The sequence below is a fragment of the Limnobaculum eriocheiris genome, assembly GCF_021010575.1.
Taxonomy (GTDB): Bacteria; Pseudomonadota; Gammaproteobacteria; order Enterobacterales; family Enterobacteriaceae; genus Limnobaculum; species Limnobaculum eriocheiris.
In genome coordinates this window covers 68,486-87,679 of sequence record NZ_JAJNAG010000007.1, presented here as the reverse complement: position 1 = coordinate 87,679, position 19,194 = coordinate 68,486, and the positions used below count along the sequence as shown (strand labels likewise).

Sequence of the window (19,194 nt, the reverse complement as noted above, 5' to 3'; positions counted from 1 at the left end):
GTGGTTTAACAGAATGAAAATGAATTGTTAATGCTAATATAAAATAAGTTATTTATTATGACAATTAAAAAAGAATAGCACAAAAAGAAAGTAAATACACATTCAGACAATTTGATCACATATTTTCATTTTTACATTACGAACAATGTTCAGAGTAAGAATTATCACACTCACTCCATTTACCAGCACATTCAATGTAAGTTAGTACCCACTATAAAAAATCAGACTATTTATGCTAAATGTATAACGCTCTACAATCCATCAACCAACAAAATTGCAACAGAGCAACATAGATTAAACTCCACACGATTTTACATTATCTCGCCAGCACCATTAAATCATCAAGAGTGATAAACGCTCGTAAAGAGCCTGATAACCGGAATAATGAATAGCTAACCGACCCCTCCGCAAATTAAGCTTGTCCTGTAACCCTCTCCCTGTCACTAACAACAAATTACCGTTATCCATAATACAAAAATTCACCCACAATTTATCGGATTAATTTTGTATTTAACGATTGATTTGATAGCAGTTTAATGAAAACAGCCACGCCAAGAAGTAATAATTCAGTCAATTAATCTTTAAATGAGACACCCAACAGATGGAATAATCAAAAAACAAACAACTACAACAACATCAACTGGTTATATTATATAAAACAACAAAAAAGCGCGTTTACACGCGCCTTCTTCGTTATGATTTACCCAACGGGTATTAACTTATTATTTCTTAGAAAATCTACGTCTAACCACCACAAAGAATACAGGGACCAGGAATATAGCAAGAAGCGTTGCGGCAATCATTCCTCCCATAACCCCTGTACCAACAGCATTTTGTGCACCTGACCCTGCTCCGTGGCTGACCACCAGAGGTAATACCCCCAGAATAAAGGCCAGTGATGTCATCAATATTGGCCTTAAGCGCATTCTTACCGCTTCGAGCGTCGCCTGAATCAGGTCTTTGGCAAACTCGACGATTAGAATCGCGTTTTTCGCCGATAATCCAATTGTGGTCAGTAACCCCACTTGGAAATAAACATCGTTGTTTAATCCACGCATTGATGCCGCCAATAGTGCACCAACAACCCCCAGAGGAACCACCAGCATAACGGAGATTGGTATCGACCAGCTTTCATACAGTGCCGCCAGACATAAAAAAACGATCACCAGAGATATCGCATAAAGCGCGGGAGCCTGATTGCCAGAAAGACGTTCCTGATAGGACATTCCTGTCCAGTCATAGCCGATACCCGGTGAGAGTTTTCCGGCCAGCTCTTCCATTAACGTCATCGCTTCACCGGTACTTTTTCCCTCTGCGGCCTCGCCCTGGATTTCAAGGGAAGGAAGCCCATTATAACGTTCCAGACGAGGTGAACCGTAAGTCCAGATTGAGGATGCAAAAGAAGAGAAAGGCACCATCTCGCCATTGTTACTGCGGACATACCAGTTGGTTATATCCTCTGGCAGCATCCTATAGGGAGCATCAGCTTGAACATAAACCTTTTTTACCCTTCCACGATCGACAAAGTCGTTAACATAACTTCCCCCCAGGGCTGTACTTATGGTCTGGTTAATATTGGAGATAGATACCCCCAGCGCACGTGCTTTACTCTGATCGATCACAATTTTATATTGAGGTGTATCTTCCAAACCGTTAGGCCGAACGTTTTTCAAGATTTCAGGATGTTTCGCCACCATACCCAATAGCTGGTTACGGGCCTGCATCAGTTTTTCATGCCCAAGGTTACCCTTATCCGTTAACTCAAAGTCAAACCCGGTTGCGGTACCCAGTTCGATAATCGCCGGTAGGTTAAAAGGAATCACAATGGCACTTTTAATTTTTCTGAATTCAAGAAATGCCCGCCCAATAATGGCCTGAGCGCTGTTTTCCGATCCACGTCGCTCATCCCAGGACTTCAGACTAATAAACGCTATCCCCGCATTCTGCCCCTGACCACTAAAGCTAAAGCCATTAACGGTGAACACCGACTCAACGTTATCTTTTTCATTAGTAAGAAAGTAATCGGTTAACTGATCGAGAACCACCTGAGTTTGTGGCTGGGTCTGACCAACCGGCAACTGTACCATGGTCATAAAGACGCCCTGATCTTCATCAGGAAGAAAGGAGGTTGGTAATTTAATAAATAGCGTCACCATACCAATAAAAATGAACAGATAAATAAGGATAAAGCGCCCTGAACGGTTTAAAACCCGACCAACGCTGTCGGTATAATGGTCAGCACTCTTTTCAAATAGCCGGTTAAACCAGGTAAAAAAAGCATGTTCTTTATGCTTCTCATCGTGGCTTTTTAGTAATGTGGCACATAACGCCGGGGTCAGTATTAAAGCGACAAATACGGATAGTACCATGGCGGAAATAATAGTGACGGAAAATTGACGGTAAATCGCCCCGGTTGAACCACTAAAGAAGGCCATGGGGAAAAATACCGCAGACAACACCAGGGCAATACCCACCAATGCACCCTGAATTTGTCCCATCGATTTGCGCGTGGCTTCTTTAGGCGGCAGCCCTTCTTCCTCCATCACCCGTTCGACGTTTTCAACCACCACGATAGCATCATCCACCAACAATCCAATCGCCAGCACCATCGCAAACATAGTTAAGGTGTTAATAGAATAATTGAAGGCGGCCAGTACAGCAAAAGTACCTAATAGCACTACAGGTACCGCAATGGTTGGAATAAACGTCGCTCTGATGTTTTGCAGAAAAATATACATCACCAAAAATACCAGAACGATGGCTTCAAATAGCGTTTTAATTACCTCAAAAATAGATATCTTAACAAATGGCGTAGTGTCATAAGGGTAGACGGTTTTCATTCCGACCGGAAAAAAGGGCTGTAGTTCGGCCAGCCGCGTTTTTACTGCCGCTGCGGTATTCAGCGCGTTAGCACCGGTTGCAAGCTTAATACCCAAACCAGCGGCTGGTTTACCATTAATTTTCCCCAGAGTGTTATAGTTTTCACTACCCAGCTCGATTTTGGCAACGTCTTTCAATAAGACCTGTGAACCATCGGAATTCACCTTTATCAGAATCTTAGAAAATTCATCCGGAGAAGTCAGTCGGGTTTGGGCAATAATCGAAACGTTCAGCTTTTGATTATCTACCAATGGTGTACCACCAAGCTGCCCTGCGGCAATCTGTGCATTCTGCTCTTTTAAAGCATTAACAATATCAATGGGCGTTAACTGAAATTTATTCAACTTATTTGGGTCCAGCCAAATACGCATCGCATATTGAGCACCAAACAGCTGAACGCTTCCTACACCGCTGGTCCGGCTGAGTTCATCTTTAATATTTGAAGAAACATAGTCAGACAGATCGGCGTCCGTCAGGTTGATATTATCTGAAACGAATCCGGCAACCAGCAAATAGCTACTGCTGGACTTCTCTACGCTAATCCCCTGTTGCTGAACTTCCTGAGGCAGTAACGGCATGGCTCCCTGTAACTTATTTTGCACCTGCACCTGCGCAATATCCGGATCGGTTTCAGAGCTAAAAGTTAATGTGATGGTCACTCCGCCAGCGGAATCACTGGTTGAGGACATATACATTAAGTTATCCACTCCGTTCATATTTTGCTCGATAACCTGGGTTACCGAATCCTGCACGGTTTGAGCATCAGCACCGGGATAAGTGGCAGAAACGGCAATGGCGGGAGGGGCAACCGTCGGGTATTGCGCAATGGGAAGCTTCAGAACTGCTAAGGCACCACCCAAAATCACGATAATTGCCAAAACCCAGGCAAATATTGGCCGTTCAATAAAGAAATTAGACATACTTATTTTGCCTTAATCATAATAATGAAATCCGTCTCACTTAAACTATTTGTGAAGAGAGCGTTCTGTGGCAGATACCGTCATTCCTGGTCTGATTTTTTGAAGATTACTGACGACCACTTTGTCGCCCTCTTTTAATCCATCGGAAATCAACCACTGTTCCCCAATGGCCCGGGTTGCGTTCACTTGTTTAATTTCAAGCTTGTTGGTTCCGTCAACGATCATGACGGTCGCCATGCCTTTTGGATCGCGCATTACCCCTTCCTGCGGTACCAATATGGCACTCTTAAGCGTGCCTTCATCGATAATCGCCCGAGTGTACATGCCAGGAAGTAACTCATAATTTGGATTAGGGAATATGGCTCTCAACGTGATGGAGCCGGTGTCTTTATCTACGGTAATATCAGAAAATTCGAGGTGGCCTTTCAGGCTATAGCGGGTTCCATCATCCATCAGTAGAGCCACATCATCGTTCTGCTGTGAGCTCTGCATTTCCCCATTGGATATAGCCCGTTTTAAACTCAGATAGCTATCGCTGGATTGGGTGACATCAACATAAATAGGATCAAGCTGCTGTACCGTGACCATGGCATCCTGCTGGTTGGTTGTCAGAAGTGCACCAACCGTTACCGACGATTTACCGGCCCGACCACTGATAGGAGAGATAACTTTGGTATAGTTCAGCTTAATGTTAGCAGTGTCGACCGCCGCACGGGAAACCTGCACCTGAGCATCGGCCTGGCTCGCGGTAGCGACAGCACTGTCATAGTCTTGCTGGCTGACATAATGATTTTTCTTCAGAGGGGTATAGCGTTTTACCGTTAAACGCGCCAACTCTGCCGCAGCAACTGATTTAGCTAAATCGGCTTTTGCCTGATCGAGATCCGCCTGATAAGTCGCCGGGTCAATCTGGTAAAGCGACTCTCCCGCTTTAACATCCCTGCCTTCAGCAAAATAGCGATGAAGCAAAATACCACCAACCTGAGGACGAACTTCAGCAGTACGATAAGCGGAGATACGTCCGGGTAGCTCAGTTGTAACAGGAAGCGATACTCCTTTTACCGTAACAACATCAACGGGAAGCACCACCTCTTTAGCACCTGTATTTTTTTCATCATTACAGCCGGTAATAGCAAGTGCTATTGTCAATCCAATAATACACAGGAATAAAGCAGATTTATTTTGACTTTTCATTATATCCTCAAAGAAAACATCTTAACTAAAATATATTCGGCAGTCTTATGGCCAGAAAAACAAAAATAGAAGCTTTAATTACGCGACAAAGAATTCTGAATGCCGCACTGGAGATATTTTCCAGCAAGGGATTCACATCAACTTCTCTTTCTGATATTTCCACATTGGCAAATGTGACCAGAGGCGCTATCTATTGGCACTTCGAAAATAAAGACGACATTCTTCATGAAATCTTCTGCGATTTTGAGGTGATGAAATCTGAACATATAAAACCTTTTCATGTAATGCTAAACACAAATCCGCTTATTGCTCTAAAGGAAGCTCTGATTAAAACATTAGATATCATTTATCATGATAAAAAACAGGCAAAGATTATGTCGTTAATATTTTTCGATCGCGAACTGGCGTACAAAAATAACTCCGTCAGGAATATTCGTAAAAACATCCTATTTAATGATGGTGATATTGAGTCCGCACTCACCAAATGCAAAGAATCAGGAATTTATCAGGAAAGCTTTGATATACAAAAGAATGCAACCATGATCAGAATATTTGTTATTGGTATTATTGAGTGCTGGCTAACCGAACCTGATAAGTTCAATCTGTTCCAGGACGGTGAAAAGGCTATCGCCAGATTTCTTGATACCACCCCAATAATATAGGCAAAAACATTTCTATTATGTGTTCAATTCTTCCCTGATTTTATAAAGAGCTACAGCCTTCCTGCCACCCACAATCTTGACAATATACAGTAACAAACAGAAAAGTAACGGTGTAAAAATACACTAACACATCATCTTATTATGTGTATGCCGATAACTTAAATTGATATTCTGAAGAGTATTTCAATAGTTTTATTCGCTATTCAGATTAATAAATTAACGCCTGGATTATACCCCCTTCACTTCACTGTATAACACACTCAAAAAAAACATAATTAGCCTGAAATAAAAAATCTAAAAATAGACAAAATAGAATTTGAAATAATAAATAAGCAACACAATAATGACTGTTTGACGGGGATGATAAAAACAACACATTTTTTGTACTTAAATTTATCACCTGTTTATATACCATAGTCAAACATGTAATTATTTCCATTTCACAACAAAATTAATATCAAAACAGAGATATTAAGCATGGTTGAAGAACCTATAACAGGATGTTTAAACTTACTTAATACCCGCTTGCGGAAAAAACCAATGAAATATTCAAAATAAGAAATAGTAAAAATTTAAGCATACTCGAATGGAGAACGAGAATGGATTTGCCATTAAGTAGCGTAAATAAACCAATAGATGCCATTCAACAATTACTTGACGCACTACACCCCCACGCACTTCAACAAGTTAGCCCGCCACATAAAAAGTTTTGTTATATTGAACAATGCTATTTGATTCAGGATGGTTATGTACAACTACACCGGGTTCAGGATGGTCTGGTTATGTATTCGGCAAGTGCACCAACAATTTTAGGTTTAAGCAGTAGTTTAATTCCGGGAGCAGAAAACTTTTTCTTTACGACCCAAACGACCGTAACCCTCTCAACCCTTCCCACCGCTAAGGCTACTCAAATTATCGAGTGCGAAAACCTGTGGGAAAATGTATCCATTTTTCAGTCATATGTCATACGTCGTATGCATGAAACTAACTCAAAGATAACTGCACTCAGTGCCTATGAAATCACGAGAAATCAATTGATTAATCTGATTAATGAACCTGAGGAGATCAGAAATAATATTACGGCTGTTCAGTATATTCAGGACCATACAAGGTTATCACGCAGTGGCGTAATGAAGATGTTGTCACAATTAAAAACGGGAAACTACATTGAGCTAAATAAGGGATGTTTGATTAAAATCAATAAGATACCGTTGCGTTATTAACGTTATCTCCCGGCAGAAAAGATAGTGAGTAACTCACTATAAAAAATAAGGAAAATTATTTGGCTCAAATAATTTTCCTTTCTCTTATACAAGCCGTAATGACTATATCAAATTATTTCTTACCGTGGTCGGCGGTAATCTTCACCAGGTCGGTATAGGTTACCTGTACACTTTCACCGACTTTCAGATCTTTCATACGAGCCTGAATATTAGGATCTTTAACGGATACAACTTTATTGCGGCCAGTTGGACCTTCAAAGGTAATTCGATGTTTCTTCAGATCGATATGGTTAATTTTCAACGATAAGTTCACCTGACGTAATGCGTTTGCATTTGGAGTTGGATTATCTTTGGTCGCCTTACTGACTTCTTCTTTAGTCAGCATGGTTGGCGCAGCCTTATTTACGTCGGTTTCCAGCGCAACAGCAATGGAACGTTTTACGGTTGCTTTAATCATGTCACCGGCTTTTAAATGCTCCAGATCTTTTGCCCGATCGGTCAGTTGAAAGCTGATGTTTTCGCCATCTTTACCCGCCAGTACAACAACATGATTGCTCTGGTCTACTGAAACCACCTCAGCAACAAGAAGTTCTGTTTGTACATTTCTGGATAAAGGAATGGTATCGGCCTGAGCCGAAAAAATAGTGGCAGTTAAGAAGGAAAGCGCAGCGGTCGTTTTGATCAATTTACTAAGTAACGTCATGATTCTTCATCTCCATGTGGTTCACAATAAGTAATAAAAATTCAATTACGCTAAACAATCTATCTGCTTAGATTCATCAATTTATACTTAACGATCGCAGCATCACAATCACTGATGAGATTATTAGCACACTTCCTAAATGATTCAGGTTGTGGTTGTGGGATATCAGAAACTGAGCTTCTTTTTACTGATTTCAGAAAGTTTACCGTTTTCACTCATCTTATAGAATAGAGCCAGCCAGCTAGCCAACCCGGGTTATACAGAATGAATGCGGCAGACGTGGTGTGATAAATAAAATCGCCTCAAAGCAAAATATCATCACTTCATACCACGTCTTTTAACCAGCCAATAAATGCATCAATTTTGGGATCCCGACGTTCCGGCAATGTTGCAATGTAATAACGCTGTTCGCACATCACTTCCATCTCCGGAAACGGCGTTACCAGCTCATTATTAGCCAGACGCTTATTCACCAGCTTCTTTCTGCCCATTGCCACACCCGCATGGTTAATCGCCGCGATAATTGCCAAATCAGAACGATCAAACCCCATACTGTGTCGATCGGCTTCTAACGTCAGGTTAAAATGTTGAGCCCAGAAGCTCCATTCATCGGTATCTGAATCATAACTCCATGCCTGCCGGTCGTGCAGCAGCGTACAATGTTTCAGATTATGAATATTTCCCTGTAGCTGATGCTGCCGGGCATACTCCGGGCTGCATACCGGTACCATAGACTCATCCATCAGATGCTGACAGGCCAGCTTTTCTGGCGTTTTATCATCAAAATAGATCGCCAGATCGATACCGTAACCGCGGAAATTGACGTTTTCGTTACCAGTCAGAATATTTAAACTGATAGAAGGATACTGGCGGCCAAAATCCGCTAGCTTAGGCACCAGCCAGCACTGGGCGATGGAGGGACGAGAGTAAACCGTCAGGTTACCCGATAGCTCCTGATTTTTAATCTCCAGAATCTCCTGATTCAGATACTCCAGCGATGACTTTAACGCCCAGTAAACCCGCTGACCTTCTGCCGTCAGCTCAATTTTACGGTGGAAACGTTGAAACAGCTTAATGCCCAGCTCTTCTTCCAGGCCATTAATCCGATGGCTAACCGCACTGGGGCTAAGGCTGAGTTCATCTGCTGCCATGGCGAAAGAACTGTGACGCGCCGCAGCTTCAAAGGTGTGAAGTTTTGATAACTGGTAACTGTTTAACAGTCGATTTCTGGCAAGGTAGCTATCTTCGGTGTACATAAGTCTCAAACCTGATAGTAACGCGTTAAATCAGTATACCCAAGGGCGAGCCTTAACAGGCTTTTAGCATGAATTTATGTGATTCAAAGCACAAACGACAATGTTTTTTTGATGAATATCACCTGTTTGATTCAATTGAATTCATCTAAAGCGTTATTTTTATCGTTTGTCAGGAAACGCCGGTTCTTATCCAATATAAGCGGGATTTATTATTATAAAACGAGGTCGGATATGGACTCACATCTCTGGGTTATCGGTACTTTACTGACAAGTATCATTTTGATTGTTTTTACCATTGTAAAATTAAAGATTCACCCGTTCCTGGCGCTGCTATTGGCAAGCTTCTATGTCGGCGCACTAATGGGTATGAACCCGCTGGACATGGTTAACGCCATTGAAGGTGGTATCGGCGGCACGCTGGGTTTTCTGGCAGCAGTGATTGGTCTGGGAACCATTCTGGGTAAGATGATGGAAATATCCGGTGCGGCAGAACGCATTGGTATCACGCTGCAACGGTGCCGCTGGCTTTCACCCGATGTCATCATGGTGCTGGTTGGTCTGGTTTGTGGTATCACGCTGTTTGTGGAAGTCGGTGTGGTATTGCTTATTCCTCTGGCGTTCTCTATTGCTAAAAAGACCAATACTTCTTTATTAAAACTGGCTATTCCTCTGTGTACCGCGCTGATGGCGGTGCACTGTATTGTTCCTCCACATCCGGCGGCGCTGTATGTTACCAATAAACTGGGTGCCGATATTGGCTCGGTGATTGTATACGGCCTGATTGTTGGTCTGTTTGCTTCGCTGATTGGTGGTCCGCTGTTCCTGAAATTTTTGGGCAATCGCCTGCCGTTTAAACCGGTTCCGGCTGAGTTCTCCGATATCGAAGTGCGTAAAGAGGAAGATTTACCTTCGCTGGGCGCCACCTTATTTACCGTTTTGCTGCCTATCGTACTGATGCTGATAAAAACCGCCGCAGAACTGAATATGACCAAGGGCACCACCCTGTACACCGTACTGGAGTTTGTTGGTAACCCTATTACCGCCATGTTTATTGCGGCGTTCGTGGCTTATTACATTCTGGGGATTAAACGCAATATGGGTATGAGTACCCTACTGGTGAAAACCGAAGAGTGCTTTGGTTCCATTGCTAACATCCTGTTAATCATCGGTGCTGGCGGTGCGTTTAACGGTATTTTGAAAGGCAGCGGCCTGAGCGATACGCTGGCAATTATTCTGTCGAATCTGGATATGCATCCAATTCTGCTGGCCTGGCTGGTCGCCATCATCCTGCATGCGGCGGTAGGTTCTGCTACCGTGGCCATGATGGGCGCAACGGCAATTGTTTCACCATTACTGCCAATGTATCCGGATATCAGCCCTGAAATCATAACGTTAGCAATCGGTTCTGGTGCTATCGGCTGTACCATTGTTACCGACTCTCTGTTCTGGTTGGTGAAACAGTATTGCGGCGCAACCTTAAATGAAACCTTCAAGTATTACACCACAGCGACCTTTATCGCCTCGCTGATTGCCCTGGCTGGCACATTCCTCCTTTCTTACGTGGTTTAATTGAAAAAGAGATACATTATGAAAAGCACAGATATTCAACAATTAATCAACGAGTTTCCTCTGGTTAAACGCCTGATTGATTTAGAGGAAGTAAGCTGGTTTAACCCACGAGCCACTACGCTGAAAGAAGGTCTGCCATACGTTGGATTAAATACCAGCGATGTACAGCAGGCAGAAGCCCGCCTGAAGCGCTTTGCCCCTTATTTATGCAAAGCCTTTCCGGAAACTCAGGTAACTAACGGCATTATTGAATCGGAAGTGATGGCAATCCCCGCCATGCAGAAAACTCTGAACCAGCGCTATGGCGTTGAAGTTACGGGGAAAATGCTGCTGAAAAAAGACAGTCACTTACCTATTTCCGGCTCAATTAAAGCACGCGGTGGTATTTATGAAGTGCTGACTCACGCCGAGAAACTGGCAATGCAGGCAGGACTACTAAAAGAGAGCGACGACTACAGCAAGTTGTTCTCCGAAGCGTTTAAGCAGTTTTTCAGTCAATACAGCATTGCAGTGGGATCAACGGGCAATCTCGGTATGTCGATTGGCATCATGAGCGCCAAACTGGGCTTTAGCGTCAGCGTTCATATGTCCGCCGATGCCCGCGAATGGAAAAAACAGAAGCTTCGCTCCCACGGTGTGAACGTGGTGGAATACGAGCAGGACTATGGTGTGGCGGTAGAACAGGGACGTAAAGAGGCGGAGTCCGATCCTAACTGTTTCTTTATTGATGATGAAAACTCTCAAACCCTGTTCCTCGGTTATTCCGTGGCGGGAGGCCGATTAAAGGCTCAGTTCGAGCAGATGAATATTGTGGTAGATGAAAATCATCCGCTCTTTGTCTACCTGCCCTGCGGCGTAGGCGGCGGCCCCGGTGGTGTTGCCTTTGGTCTGAAACTGGCTTTTGGTGATAACGTTCACTGTATCTTTGCTGAACCAACCCACTCCCCTTGTATGCTGTTGGGCGTACATACCGGTTTGCACGATGGCATTTCAGTACAGGATATTGGTATTGATAACGTCACTGCCGCAGACGGCCTGGCGGTAGGTCGCGCCTCCGGTTTTGTTGGTCGGGCAATGGAGCACCTGCTGGACGGTTACTACACCCTGAGCGATCAGGAAATGTATGACCTGCTAGGGCTGATGAATCGCGATGAAGGCATTCAACTGGAACCTTCCGCACTGGCAGGCATACCGGGCCCATCCCGCGTCACCGCCGATAAAGATTATCTGGCAAGCCAGCAACTGACCGCTGATAAGATGCGTAACGCTACCCATCTGGTATGGGCCACCGGCGGCGGCATGGTACCGGAAGTCGAAATGGCGAAATATCTGGCGACAGCCAAAATATAAACGATTAGTTAACCGCAAGATAAGTAAATATTCTCCGGCATAGCCGGAGGATATTTATTTTTTAAATTGGCGCAAAAGCTTACTCACTTTTTCCGGCTGGTATGTCATGCCAACAAGCGAGCCTCTGCCCGTTAATAGCCTTACATACATCCGGCGCAGCTACCGCAGCGCCAGTCCTGCGGGTTAACCGCCTGATAGAAAAACCGAATATGCGCTTCATCAATGGGCAGACCATTATCCACTAAACAGTCTGCCAGCCAGTCAATGTTTTCCAGGATCCAGTCATCTTCATCCCGCCCCTCGGCAAACAGCTCGTTTTCCGGATCGATAATGTAATAGATCCCGTAGGTTCCCATATCCTTATCCCTCCGGTTTTCCGGCAGCATAAATGGTCTTTCAAGATAGGTAATGTGCCACTCGCCGTGGCACAATAAATTACCGGAGCGCCCCCAGCGGGCGACAAATGGGTTTGTATTCATTGTATGGTGCATATGGAATAAATAACCCGGCAGATAGCCGGGTTTTTAAGATGCGATATTATGACTAAATCAATTACCAACAAGATAGAGACAATTGCCCAACATCTTTTTTCTTAGTGGCGATTTCTTACTAATTGGTAGCGGCGGGTCAGGTATTCCACCGGAACACTCCAGATATGAACCAGACGGCTGAACGGGAACAAGACAAAGAGTGTCATTCCCAAAACCAGATGGACCTTAAACACCAGAGCAACCCCTTCCAGATGGGCCGATGCACCACCGTGGAAAGTAACGACGCTTTGTGCCCATCCCACCAGTTTCATCATTTCACTGCCGTCCATATGTTGAGCGGAGAATGGGATGGTCAGTAAACCTAATGTCACCTGCACCAGCAGCAGGGTCAGCACCAGAATATCCATGGTGGTGGTCGTAGCGCGAATGCGAGGGTTAGTTAAACGACGTTTTAGCAGTGCCACGCCGCCAATCAGCATTAGCAGACCACTGGTTCCGCCGCCAATCATCGCCATCTTCTGTTTTACTTCCAGCGGCAGAAATGACTCATACATCCAGTGTGGCGTTAACATACCGAGAAAGTGACCGGCAAAAATCCCCAGAATACCGAGATGAAACAGGTTCGATGCCCAAAGCATGTTTTTCTTATCCAGCATCTGGCTGGAACCGGCACGCCAACTGTACTGTCCATAGTCATAGCGGATCCAACTACCGATCAGAAAAATGGTCCCTGCCATGTAGGGATAAATATCAAAAAAGAACATGTTTACGTAATTCATACAGGGTTTCCTCCGGTACGTGCCGAGGCTGATTCAACACTCAGATATTGCGGAGCAACGGCGCCGGCAAAACGCCGCTGATGAGCCTGCTGTGCAGAATTGCCGCACTCATTTTGGCTTTGTGCATCAATAAACTTCACCTGCTCCTCTTCCCATACCGCATCAAGCGCTTGTGGGGTATCGTCCCGGGCTTCTGCCGAAACGGTTTCTTTCAGGTTTGCGCTGCGAGCTTCGCTACCGGAAATATCGGTTAACAGATCAAACAGTGCCCCATAGCCACTCTCACGTTGATGCAGGCGAGCCCCTAACAGCGCAAGAATAGCCGCAATATCCTGTAACCAACCTCGCGCCTGAGACTCATCTAAAACCGACAAAAACTCGAGAAACAGTGGTAAATGGTCTGGCAGTTCACAGCTGTCAATTTGTAAACCCGCCTGCTTGTACTGATCCAGTAGATCCACCATGGCCTGACCGCGATCCCGTGATTCGCCGTGCACATGTTCAAACAGTAATAGTGACGTTGCTCTGCCTCGATCGAACAGGCTACTGTACTCTTCCTGAGCATCCAGCAAATTACCCTGACAGCGCCAGTGGATAAGTGCCGTGAGCGCGCTTTTCTGCTCTGCCGTCAGTTCATCTGCTTCGGCCGTTGCGGCCAGCAGCTCATCGGCTGCTTGCCACAGTGCCGGATCCGGATACTCCAGCAGATAAGAGAGTATTTTTAGGCTAATCATCACTCCTGTCCTCCCACATCTTTTGGCGTTTTCGCGGTTACATCAATAGAAGCAATTCGTTTGGTATTAAACAGATTGAATTTGCTGTCGCTGCCGTGGCAACCATCACCAAAACTGAAACCACAGCCTTTGGCTTCCGGAAAAGCTTCACGGGCAATTTCCCGATGGCTGGATGGGATCACAAATCGATCTTCGTAGTTGGCAATAGCCAGATAACGATACATCTCCTGTGCCTGAGCTTCTGTCAGCCCGACTTCTTCCAGCGCCCGCAGATCTTTTTCGCCTTCTACCGTTTCGGCGCGCTTATAGTGACGCATTGCCATCATGCGTTTCAGCGCCAACAGCACCGGTTTGGTATCTCCGGCGGTCAACAGATTTGCCAGATATTCCACCGGGATACGCAGGCTTTCAACGTCCGGCAAGATACCGGTGTGCGGCAGGTAGCCCGCATCAGCAACGGACTGAATGGGTGATAATGGCGGTACATACCACACCATCGGTAAGGTTCGGTATTCCGGATGCAGCGGCAGCGCCAGCTTCCAGTCCACCGCCATTTTATATACCGGTGATTGTTGAGCCGCTTCAATGACGCTTAAAGGAATACCGTCTTTTAGCGCCTGCTCTATCACTTCAGGATCGTTAGGATCGAGAAACACATCCAACTGACTTTGGTACAGATCTTTCTCATCTTCTACCGATGCCGCTTTCTCGATCATATCGGCGTCATACAGCAGTACGCCGAGGTAGCGAATACGTCCTACGCAGGTTTCTGAACAGACCGTTGGTTGACCACTCTCAATACGCGGGTAGCAGAAAGTACATTTTTCTGACTTACCGCTCTTCCAGTTAAAATAGATTTTTTTGTACGGGCAGCCAGTGACGCACATACGCCATCCCCGGCACTTATCCTGATCGATCAACACGATACCGTCTTCCGCACGTTTATAAATAGCACCGCTTGGACAGGTTGCACCACAGGCAGGGTTCAGACAGTGTTCGCACAGCCGTGGTAAATACATCATGAAGGTATTTTCAAACTGGCCGTACATCTCCTTCTGCATGTTTTCGAAGTTTTGATCTTTGGCCCGTTTTTCAAACTCACCGCCCAGCAGTTCACCCCAGTTGGCGCTGCCTTCGATTTTGTCCATGCGTTGACCGGTGATCAACGAGCGTGGACGGGCAATCGGCTGTGCTTTTCCCTCTTTTGCGGTTTGCAAATGCTGGTAGTCATAATCAAACGGCTCGTAATACTCATCTAACTGAGGCAGATGAGGGTTAGCAAAGATCTTGGCTAACAGACCGACTTTTCCCCCCATGCGCGGCACCAGCTTGCCGTTGATCTTACGGATCCAGCCGCCTTTCCATTTTTCCTGATCTTCCCAGTCGTTGGGATAACCGATTCCCGGGCGAGTCTCCACATTATTAAACCAGCCATACTCGATGCCTTCCCGGCTGGTCCAGACGTTTTTACAGGTTACTGAACAGGTATGACAGCCGATACACTTGTCCAGATTCAGCACCATCCCGACTTGTGAACGAATTTTCATTGGGCTTTCTCCCGTTTAGTATCCTGTTGAACCTGATCGTGGCCTTCGTCATCCAACCAGTTAATGTTTTTCATTTTACGAACCACCACAAACTCATCGCGGTTAGAGCCCACGGTGCCGTAGTAGTTAAATCCGTATGCCAGTTGGGCATAGCCGCCAATCATATGGGTTGGTTTTGGGCTAACCCGAGTAACTGAGTTATGAATACCGGCTCGTTGTCCGGTAATTTCTGAACCCGGTAGATTAACAATGCGCTCCTGAGCGTGGTACATCATGGTCATCCCTGATGGAATCCGCTGGCTCACTACCGCTCTGGCGCTAAGTGAACCATTGCTGTTAAAGGCTTCAATCCAGTCGTTATCTTCAATGCCAAGCGATTTGGCATCCTCTTCGCTAATCCAAACAATCGGACCACCGCGGGACAGGGTCAGCATCAGCAGGTTATCGCTATAGGTGGAGTGAATTCCCCATTTCTGGTGCGGCGTCAGGAAATTCAGCGCCTTTTCCGGATAGCCATTAGGTTTGGCATTCAGTAATGGTTTAGCCGCTCGGGTATCGATGGGTGGGCGATACACCAGCAAACTTTCACCAAAGGCACGCATCCATTCATGATCCTGATACAACTGCTGACGACCACTAATGGTGCGCCATGGGATCAGTTCATGAACGTTGGTATAGCCTGCACTATAGGAGACGTGTTCATCTTCCAGGCCCGACCAGGTTGGGCTGGAGATAATTTTGCGCGGCTGCGCCTGAATATCGCGAAAATGGATCTTTTCATCTTCTTTATTCAGCGCCAGATGCCGGTGGTCACGACCGGTGATGTGGCCCAGCGCTTCCCAGGCTTTAACCGCCACCTGACCGTTGGTTTCCGGCGCCAGAGACAGCACCACTTCTGCTGCATCAATCGCGGTTTCAATTTTAGGCCGCCCTGCGGCTACGCCATCAGTCTGAACGTAGTTAAGCTTTTTCAGGAATTCCACTTCGGTTTGGGTATTCCAGCTAATGCCTTTACCGCCGTTGCCCAGCTTGTCCATTAACGGCCCCAGTGCGGTATAACGGGCATAAGTATTTGGATAGTCGCGTTCTACCACCATAATATGCGGTGCCGTTTTTCCCGGGATCAGGTCGCACTCGCCTTTTTTCCAGTCCTTCACCCCATAAGGCTGCGCCAGCTCGGCAGCAGAATCGTGTTGAATCGGCAGCGTCACCACATCGGTTTCCACTCCCAGATGACCAACCGCCACTTCGGAGAACTTTTTAGCGATACCTTTATAAATCTCCCAGTCGCTTTTCGACTCCCAGGCAGGGTCTACCGCCGCAGATAGCGGATGGATAAACGGATGCATATCCGAGGTATTCATATCGTCTTTTTCGTACCAGGTGGCGGTTGGTAACACGATATCGGAATAGAGACAGGTGCTGGACATACGGAAATCCAGCGTTACCACTAAGTCCAGCTTGCCCTCTCCGGCATCGTCACGCCACTGCACCTCTTCAGGTTTCTCAGCGCCTTGCTGCCCCAGGTCCATCCCCTGAATACCATGTTCGGTACCCAGCAGATATTTCAGCATATACTCATGCCCCTTGCCGGAAGAACCCAGTAAGTTAGAACGCCAGATAAACAGGTTACGCGGGAAGTTCTGCGGGTTATCCGGATCTTCAGCGGCGAAACTCAGGTTGCCGTTTTTCAGGCTGTCTACCGTATAATCCAGCGGGCTCTGGCCTGCGGCGCGGGCCATCTCTGCAATGTTTAACGGGTTAGTATTAAGCTGAGGTGCTGAAGGCAACCAGCCCATACGTTCAGCCCGCACGTTAAAGTCGATCAGATTACCGCTAAAGCGGGATTTATCCGCCAGCGGAGACAACAGCTCTTCCGTTGCCAGCGTTTCATAACGCCACTGGCTGGAATGGTTATAAATAAATGATGTGGTATTCATATGGCGCGGTGGACGCTGCCAGTCGAGGGCAAACGCCAGCGGCAACCAGCCGGTTTGTGGACGCAGCTTCTCTTGCCCTACATAGTGAGCCCAGCCACCGCCGCTCTTACCGATACAGCCGCAGAAAATCAGCATATTGATTAAGCCGCGATACTGCATATCCATGTGGTACCAGTGGTTTAAACCGGCACCCACAATAACCATTGAGCGACCGTGAGTCTTATCCGCATTATCAGCAAATTCACGGGCGATGCGGATGATGTCCTGACGATTAACACCGGTGATTTGCTCTGCCCACGCCGGGGTATAGGCTTTAATATCGTCATAATCTTTAGCGCAATTTTCATCTTTCAGGCCGCGTTCGATGCCGTAGTTAGCCATCATCAAATCATAAACGCTGGTCACTAATACACTGCTGCCGTCCGCCAGTTGCAGGCGTTTAACCGGCAATTGATGATGAAGCACTTCCTGTAGCTCAACGCGGTTAAAGTTTTCGTTTTCAATACCGCCAAAGTAAGGGAAACCAACGGTCGCCACTTCATCATGCTGTCCCAGCAGGCTGAGCTGTAGTGCTATCTCCTGCTGATCTTTACCGTCTTTCTGTTCCAGATTCCATTTGCCTTTCTCGCCCCAGCGAAAACCAATAGAGCCCTGCGGCGCTGTCAGTTCACCGGTAGTTTGATTGATGGCAACGGTTTTCCATTCAGGGTTATTGTCCTGACCCAGTTTTCCAACCAGATCGTCAGCACGCAACAAGCGCCCGGCGGCGTAGTTACCATCTTCGCGAGGTTCTAACATCACCAGCATGGGTAAGTCGGTGTAACGACGTACATAGTCCGTGAAATAGTCACTTGGCTTATCCAGATGGAACTCTTTCAAAATCACATGACCCATCGCCAGTGAAATAGCGCTGTCAGTACCCTGCTTCGGACTCAACCACTGGTCGCACAGTTTGGCGATTTCAGAATAGTCCGGGGTAATGGCAATAGTTTTGGTACCTTTGTAACGAACCTCGGTAAAAAAGTGCGCGTCCGGCGTTCGGGTTTGGGGTACGTTTGAACCCCAGGCAATAATATAAGAGGAGTTATACCAGTCGGCAGACTCAGGAACGTCGGTCTGCTCTCCCCAGGTCATCGGTGAAGCCGGAGGTAAATCGCAATACCAGTCGTAAAAGCTCAGATTAATACCGCCAATCAGCGCCAGATAGCGCGTTCCTGCGGCATAAGAGACCATCGACATAGCGGGAATGGGTGAGAAACCAACAATCCGGTCCGGACCATATTTTTTGGCGGTATAAACGTTAGCGGCAGCAATCAGCTCATTCACTTCCTGCCAGTCAGAACGAACAAAGCCACCGCGACCGCGAATCTGCTTATAGTTTTTAGTTTTTTCCGCATCTTCAACAATTGAACTCCAGGCTTCTACCGGATCGCTGTATTGTTTTTTCGCTTCACGCCACAGCGTAATCAGGCGCTTACGCATCAAAGGGTATTTCAGGCGGTTAGCGCTATACAGATACCATGAATAGCTGGCACCCCGTGGGCAACCTCGAGGTTCATGGTTAGGCAGGTCGGGGCGGGTACGAGGATAGTCGGTTTGCTGAGTTTCCCAAGTAACCAGACCATTTTTGACATAGATCTTCCAGCTACAGGAACCCGTGCAGTTAACACCGTGGGTAGAACGAACAATCTTGTCATGCTGCCAGCGTGAACGATAACCATCTTCCCAATCGCGATTAACATTTAACGCCTGACCATGCCCATCGGCGAAGGTATCACCCAATTGCTTAAAATAGCGGAACCTATCGAGAAATTTACTCATCCGGGACTCTCCTGCAACACAGCCTGAAGTCGCTGCCGTTATAATAAAAATGCAGAACGCATTACTTATGGAATGAGCCCATCTTATCCGTGTCGATTTGAGTAAAATTGACTTTAATCAATCCT

The 19,194-nt window shown here is 46.2% G+C and carries 13 protein-coding genes; 4 read left to right on the top strand and 9 right to left on the bottom strand.

Going from position 1 to position 19,194, the window contains the following annotated elements:
• Positions 1 to 722: 722 nt before the first annotated feature.
• Both LPW36_RS05500 and LPW36_RS05495 read right to left on the bottom strand, forming a co-directional pair.
• Positions 723 to 3,800 (bottom strand): efflux RND transporter permease subunit, encoded by a 3,078-nt coding sequence (locus tag LPW36_RS05500; protein WP_230608445.1) that lies wholly within the window; start codon positions 3,798 to 3,800, stop codon positions 723 to 725.
• A gap of 45 nt (positions 3,801 to 3,845) precedes the next feature.
• Positions 3,846 to 4,994, bottom strand: coding sequence for an efflux RND transporter periplasmic adaptor subunit (locus LPW36_RS05495; protein ID WP_230608443.1), 1,149 nt, complete (start codon positions 4,992 to 4,994; stop codon positions 3,846 to 3,848).
• Positions 4,995 to 5,041: 47 nt separating this feature from the next.
• On the opposite strand from LPW36_RS05495, the gene LPW36_RS05490 reads away from it, so the two are divergent.
• Together LPW36_RS05490 and LPW36_RS05485 are read left to right on the top strand one after the other, a co-directional pair.
• Positions 5,042 to 5,656 carry a TetR family transcriptional regulator gene (locus LPW36_RS05490; RefSeq protein WP_230608441.1) on the top strand — a complete coding sequence of 205 codons (615 nt, stop codon included), beginning with the start codon at positions 5,042 to 5,044 and terminating at the stop codon, positions 5,654 to 5,656.
• Positions 5,657 to 6,255: 599 nt separating this feature from the next.
• Complete coding sequence (locus tag LPW36_RS05485; RefSeq protein WP_230608439.1) at positions 6,256 to 6,879, top strand: winged helix-turn-helix transcriptional regulator; 624 nt, start codon at positions 6,256 to 6,258, stop codon at positions 6,877 to 6,879.
• Positions 6,880 to 6,991: 112 nt separating this feature from the next.
• Here LPW36_RS05485 and LPW36_RS05480 read toward each other — a convergent pair whose 3' ends face one another.
• Both LPW36_RS05480 and dsdC read right to left on the bottom strand, forming a co-directional pair.
• Positions 6,992 to 7,582 carry a hypothetical protein gene (locus LPW36_RS05480; RefSeq protein WP_230608437.1) on the bottom strand — a complete coding sequence of 197 codons (591 nt, stop codon included), beginning with the start codon at positions 7,580 to 7,582 and terminating at the stop codon, positions 6,992 to 6,994.
• Positions 7,583 to 7,905: 323 nt separating this feature from the next.
• Positions 7,906 to 8,838: a DNA-binding transcriptional regulator DsdC gene (dsdC, locus tag LPW36_RS05475; RefSeq protein ID WP_230608435.1), complete on the bottom strand. Its 933-nt coding sequence runs from the start codon at positions 8,836 to 8,838 to the stop codon at positions 7,906 to 7,908.
• 231 nt (positions 8,839 to 9,069) lie between these two features.
• Here dsdC and dsdX point away from each other — a divergent pair, with 231 nt between their 5' ends.
• Positions 9,070 to 10,407 (top strand): D-serine transporter DsdX, encoded by a 1,338-nt coding sequence (gene dsdX / locus LPW36_RS05470; RefSeq protein WP_230608433.1) that lies wholly within the window; start codon positions 9,070 to 9,072, stop codon positions 10,405 to 10,407.
• A gap of 18 nt (positions 10,408 to 10,425) precedes the next feature.
• Entirely contained in the window at positions 10,426 to 11,757 is a 1,332-nt protein-coding gene (locus LPW36_RS05465) for a D-serine ammonia-lyase (protein ID WP_230608431.1), read from the top strand.
• 140 nt (positions 11,758 to 11,897) lie between these two features.
• Here LPW36_RS05465 and LPW36_RS05460 read toward each other — a convergent pair whose 3' ends face one another.
• The 5 genes from LPW36_RS05460 to LPW36_RS05440 form a co-directional block, all read right to left on the bottom strand.
• On the bottom strand, positions 11,898 to 12,236 hold the full coding sequence (locus LPW36_RS05460) for a hypothetical protein (RefSeq protein WP_230608429.1): 339 nt from the start codon (positions 12,234 to 12,236) through the stop codon (positions 11,898 to 11,900).
• A gap of 113 nt (positions 12,237 to 12,349) precedes the next feature.
• Positions 12,350 to 13,027 carry a respiratory nitrate reductase subunit gamma gene (narI, locus tag LPW36_RS05455; RefSeq protein ID WP_230608427.1) on the bottom strand — a complete coding sequence of 226 codons (678 nt, stop codon included), beginning with the start codon at positions 13,025 to 13,027 and terminating at the stop codon, positions 12,350 to 12,352.
• The gene (narJ, locus tag LPW36_RS05450; protein WP_230608425.1) at positions 13,024 to 13,761 is read right to left on the bottom strand and encodes a nitrate reductase molybdenum cofactor assembly chaperone; all 738 of its coding nucleotides are present in this window, start codon (positions 13,759 to 13,761) and stop codon (positions 13,024 to 13,026) included. Before narJ ends, narI begins: the two co-directional genes overlap by 4 nt.
• Positions 13,761 to 15,308: a nitrate reductase subunit beta gene (narH, locus tag LPW36_RS05445; RefSeq protein WP_230608423.1), complete on the bottom strand. Its 1,548-nt coding sequence runs from the start codon at positions 15,306 to 15,308 to the stop codon at positions 13,761 to 13,763. Before narH ends, narJ begins: the two co-directional genes overlap by 1 nt.
• Complete coding sequence (locus LPW36_RS05440; RefSeq protein ID WP_230608421.1) at positions 15,305 to 19,069, bottom strand: nitrate reductase subunit alpha; 3,765 nt, start codon at positions 19,067 to 19,069, stop codon at positions 15,305 to 15,307. The genes narH and LPW36_RS05440 overlap by 4 nt, the downstream gene beginning before the upstream one ends.
• Positions 19,070 to 19,194: the final 125 nt, after the last annotated feature.

Bases quoted from the DNA above. Each gene is read 5' to 3' on its own strand.
- dsdX (WP_230608433.1), top strand. From the start codon at position 9,070: ATGGACTCACATCTCTGGGTTATCGGTACTTTACTGACAAGTATCATT.
- LPW36_RS05465 (WP_230608431.1), top strand. From the start codon at position 10,426: ATGAAAAGCACAGATATTCAACAATTAATCAACGAGTTTCCTCTGGTT.
- LPW36_RS05440 (WP_230608421.1), bottom strand. From the start codon at position 19,069: ATGAGTAAATTTCTCGATAGGTTCCGCTATTTTAAGCAATTGGGTGAT.
- dsdC (WP_230608435.1), bottom strand. From the start codon at position 8,838: ATGTACACCGAAGATAGCTACCTTGCCAGAAATCGACTGTTAAACAGT.
- LPW36_RS05485 (WP_230608439.1), top strand. From the start codon at position 6,256: ATGGATTTGCCATTAAGTAGCGTAAATAAACCAATAGATGCCATTCAA.
- LPW36_RS05495 (WP_230608443.1), bottom strand. From the start codon at position 4,994: ATGAAAAGTCAAAATAAATCTGCTTTATTCCTGTGTATTATTGGATTG.
- LPW36_RS05490 (WP_230608441.1), top strand. From the start codon at position 5,042: ATGGCCAGAAAAACAAAAATAGAAGCTTTAATTACGCGACAAAGAATT.
- LPW36_RS05480 (WP_230608437.1), bottom strand. From the start codon at position 7,582: ATGACGTTACTTAGTAAATTGATCAAAACGACCGCTGCGCTTTCCTTC.
- narH (WP_230608423.1), bottom strand. From the start codon at position 15,308: ATGAAAATTCGTTCACAAGTCGGGATGGTGCTGAATCTGGACAAGTGT.
- LPW36_RS05460 (WP_230608429.1), bottom strand. From the start codon at position 12,236: ATGAATACAAACCCATTTGTCGCCCGCTGGGGGCGCTCCGGTAATTTA.
- narJ (WP_230608425.1), bottom strand. From the start codon at position 13,761: ATGATTAGCCTAAAAATACTCTCTTATCTGCTGGAGTATCCGGATCCG.
- narI (WP_230608427.1), bottom strand. From the start codon at position 13,027: ATGAATTACGTAAACATGTTCTTTTTTGATATTTATCCCTACATGGCA.
- LPW36_RS05500 (WP_230608445.1), bottom strand. From the start codon at position 3,800: ATGTCTAATTTCTTTATTGAACGGCCAATATTTGCCTGGGTTTTGGCA.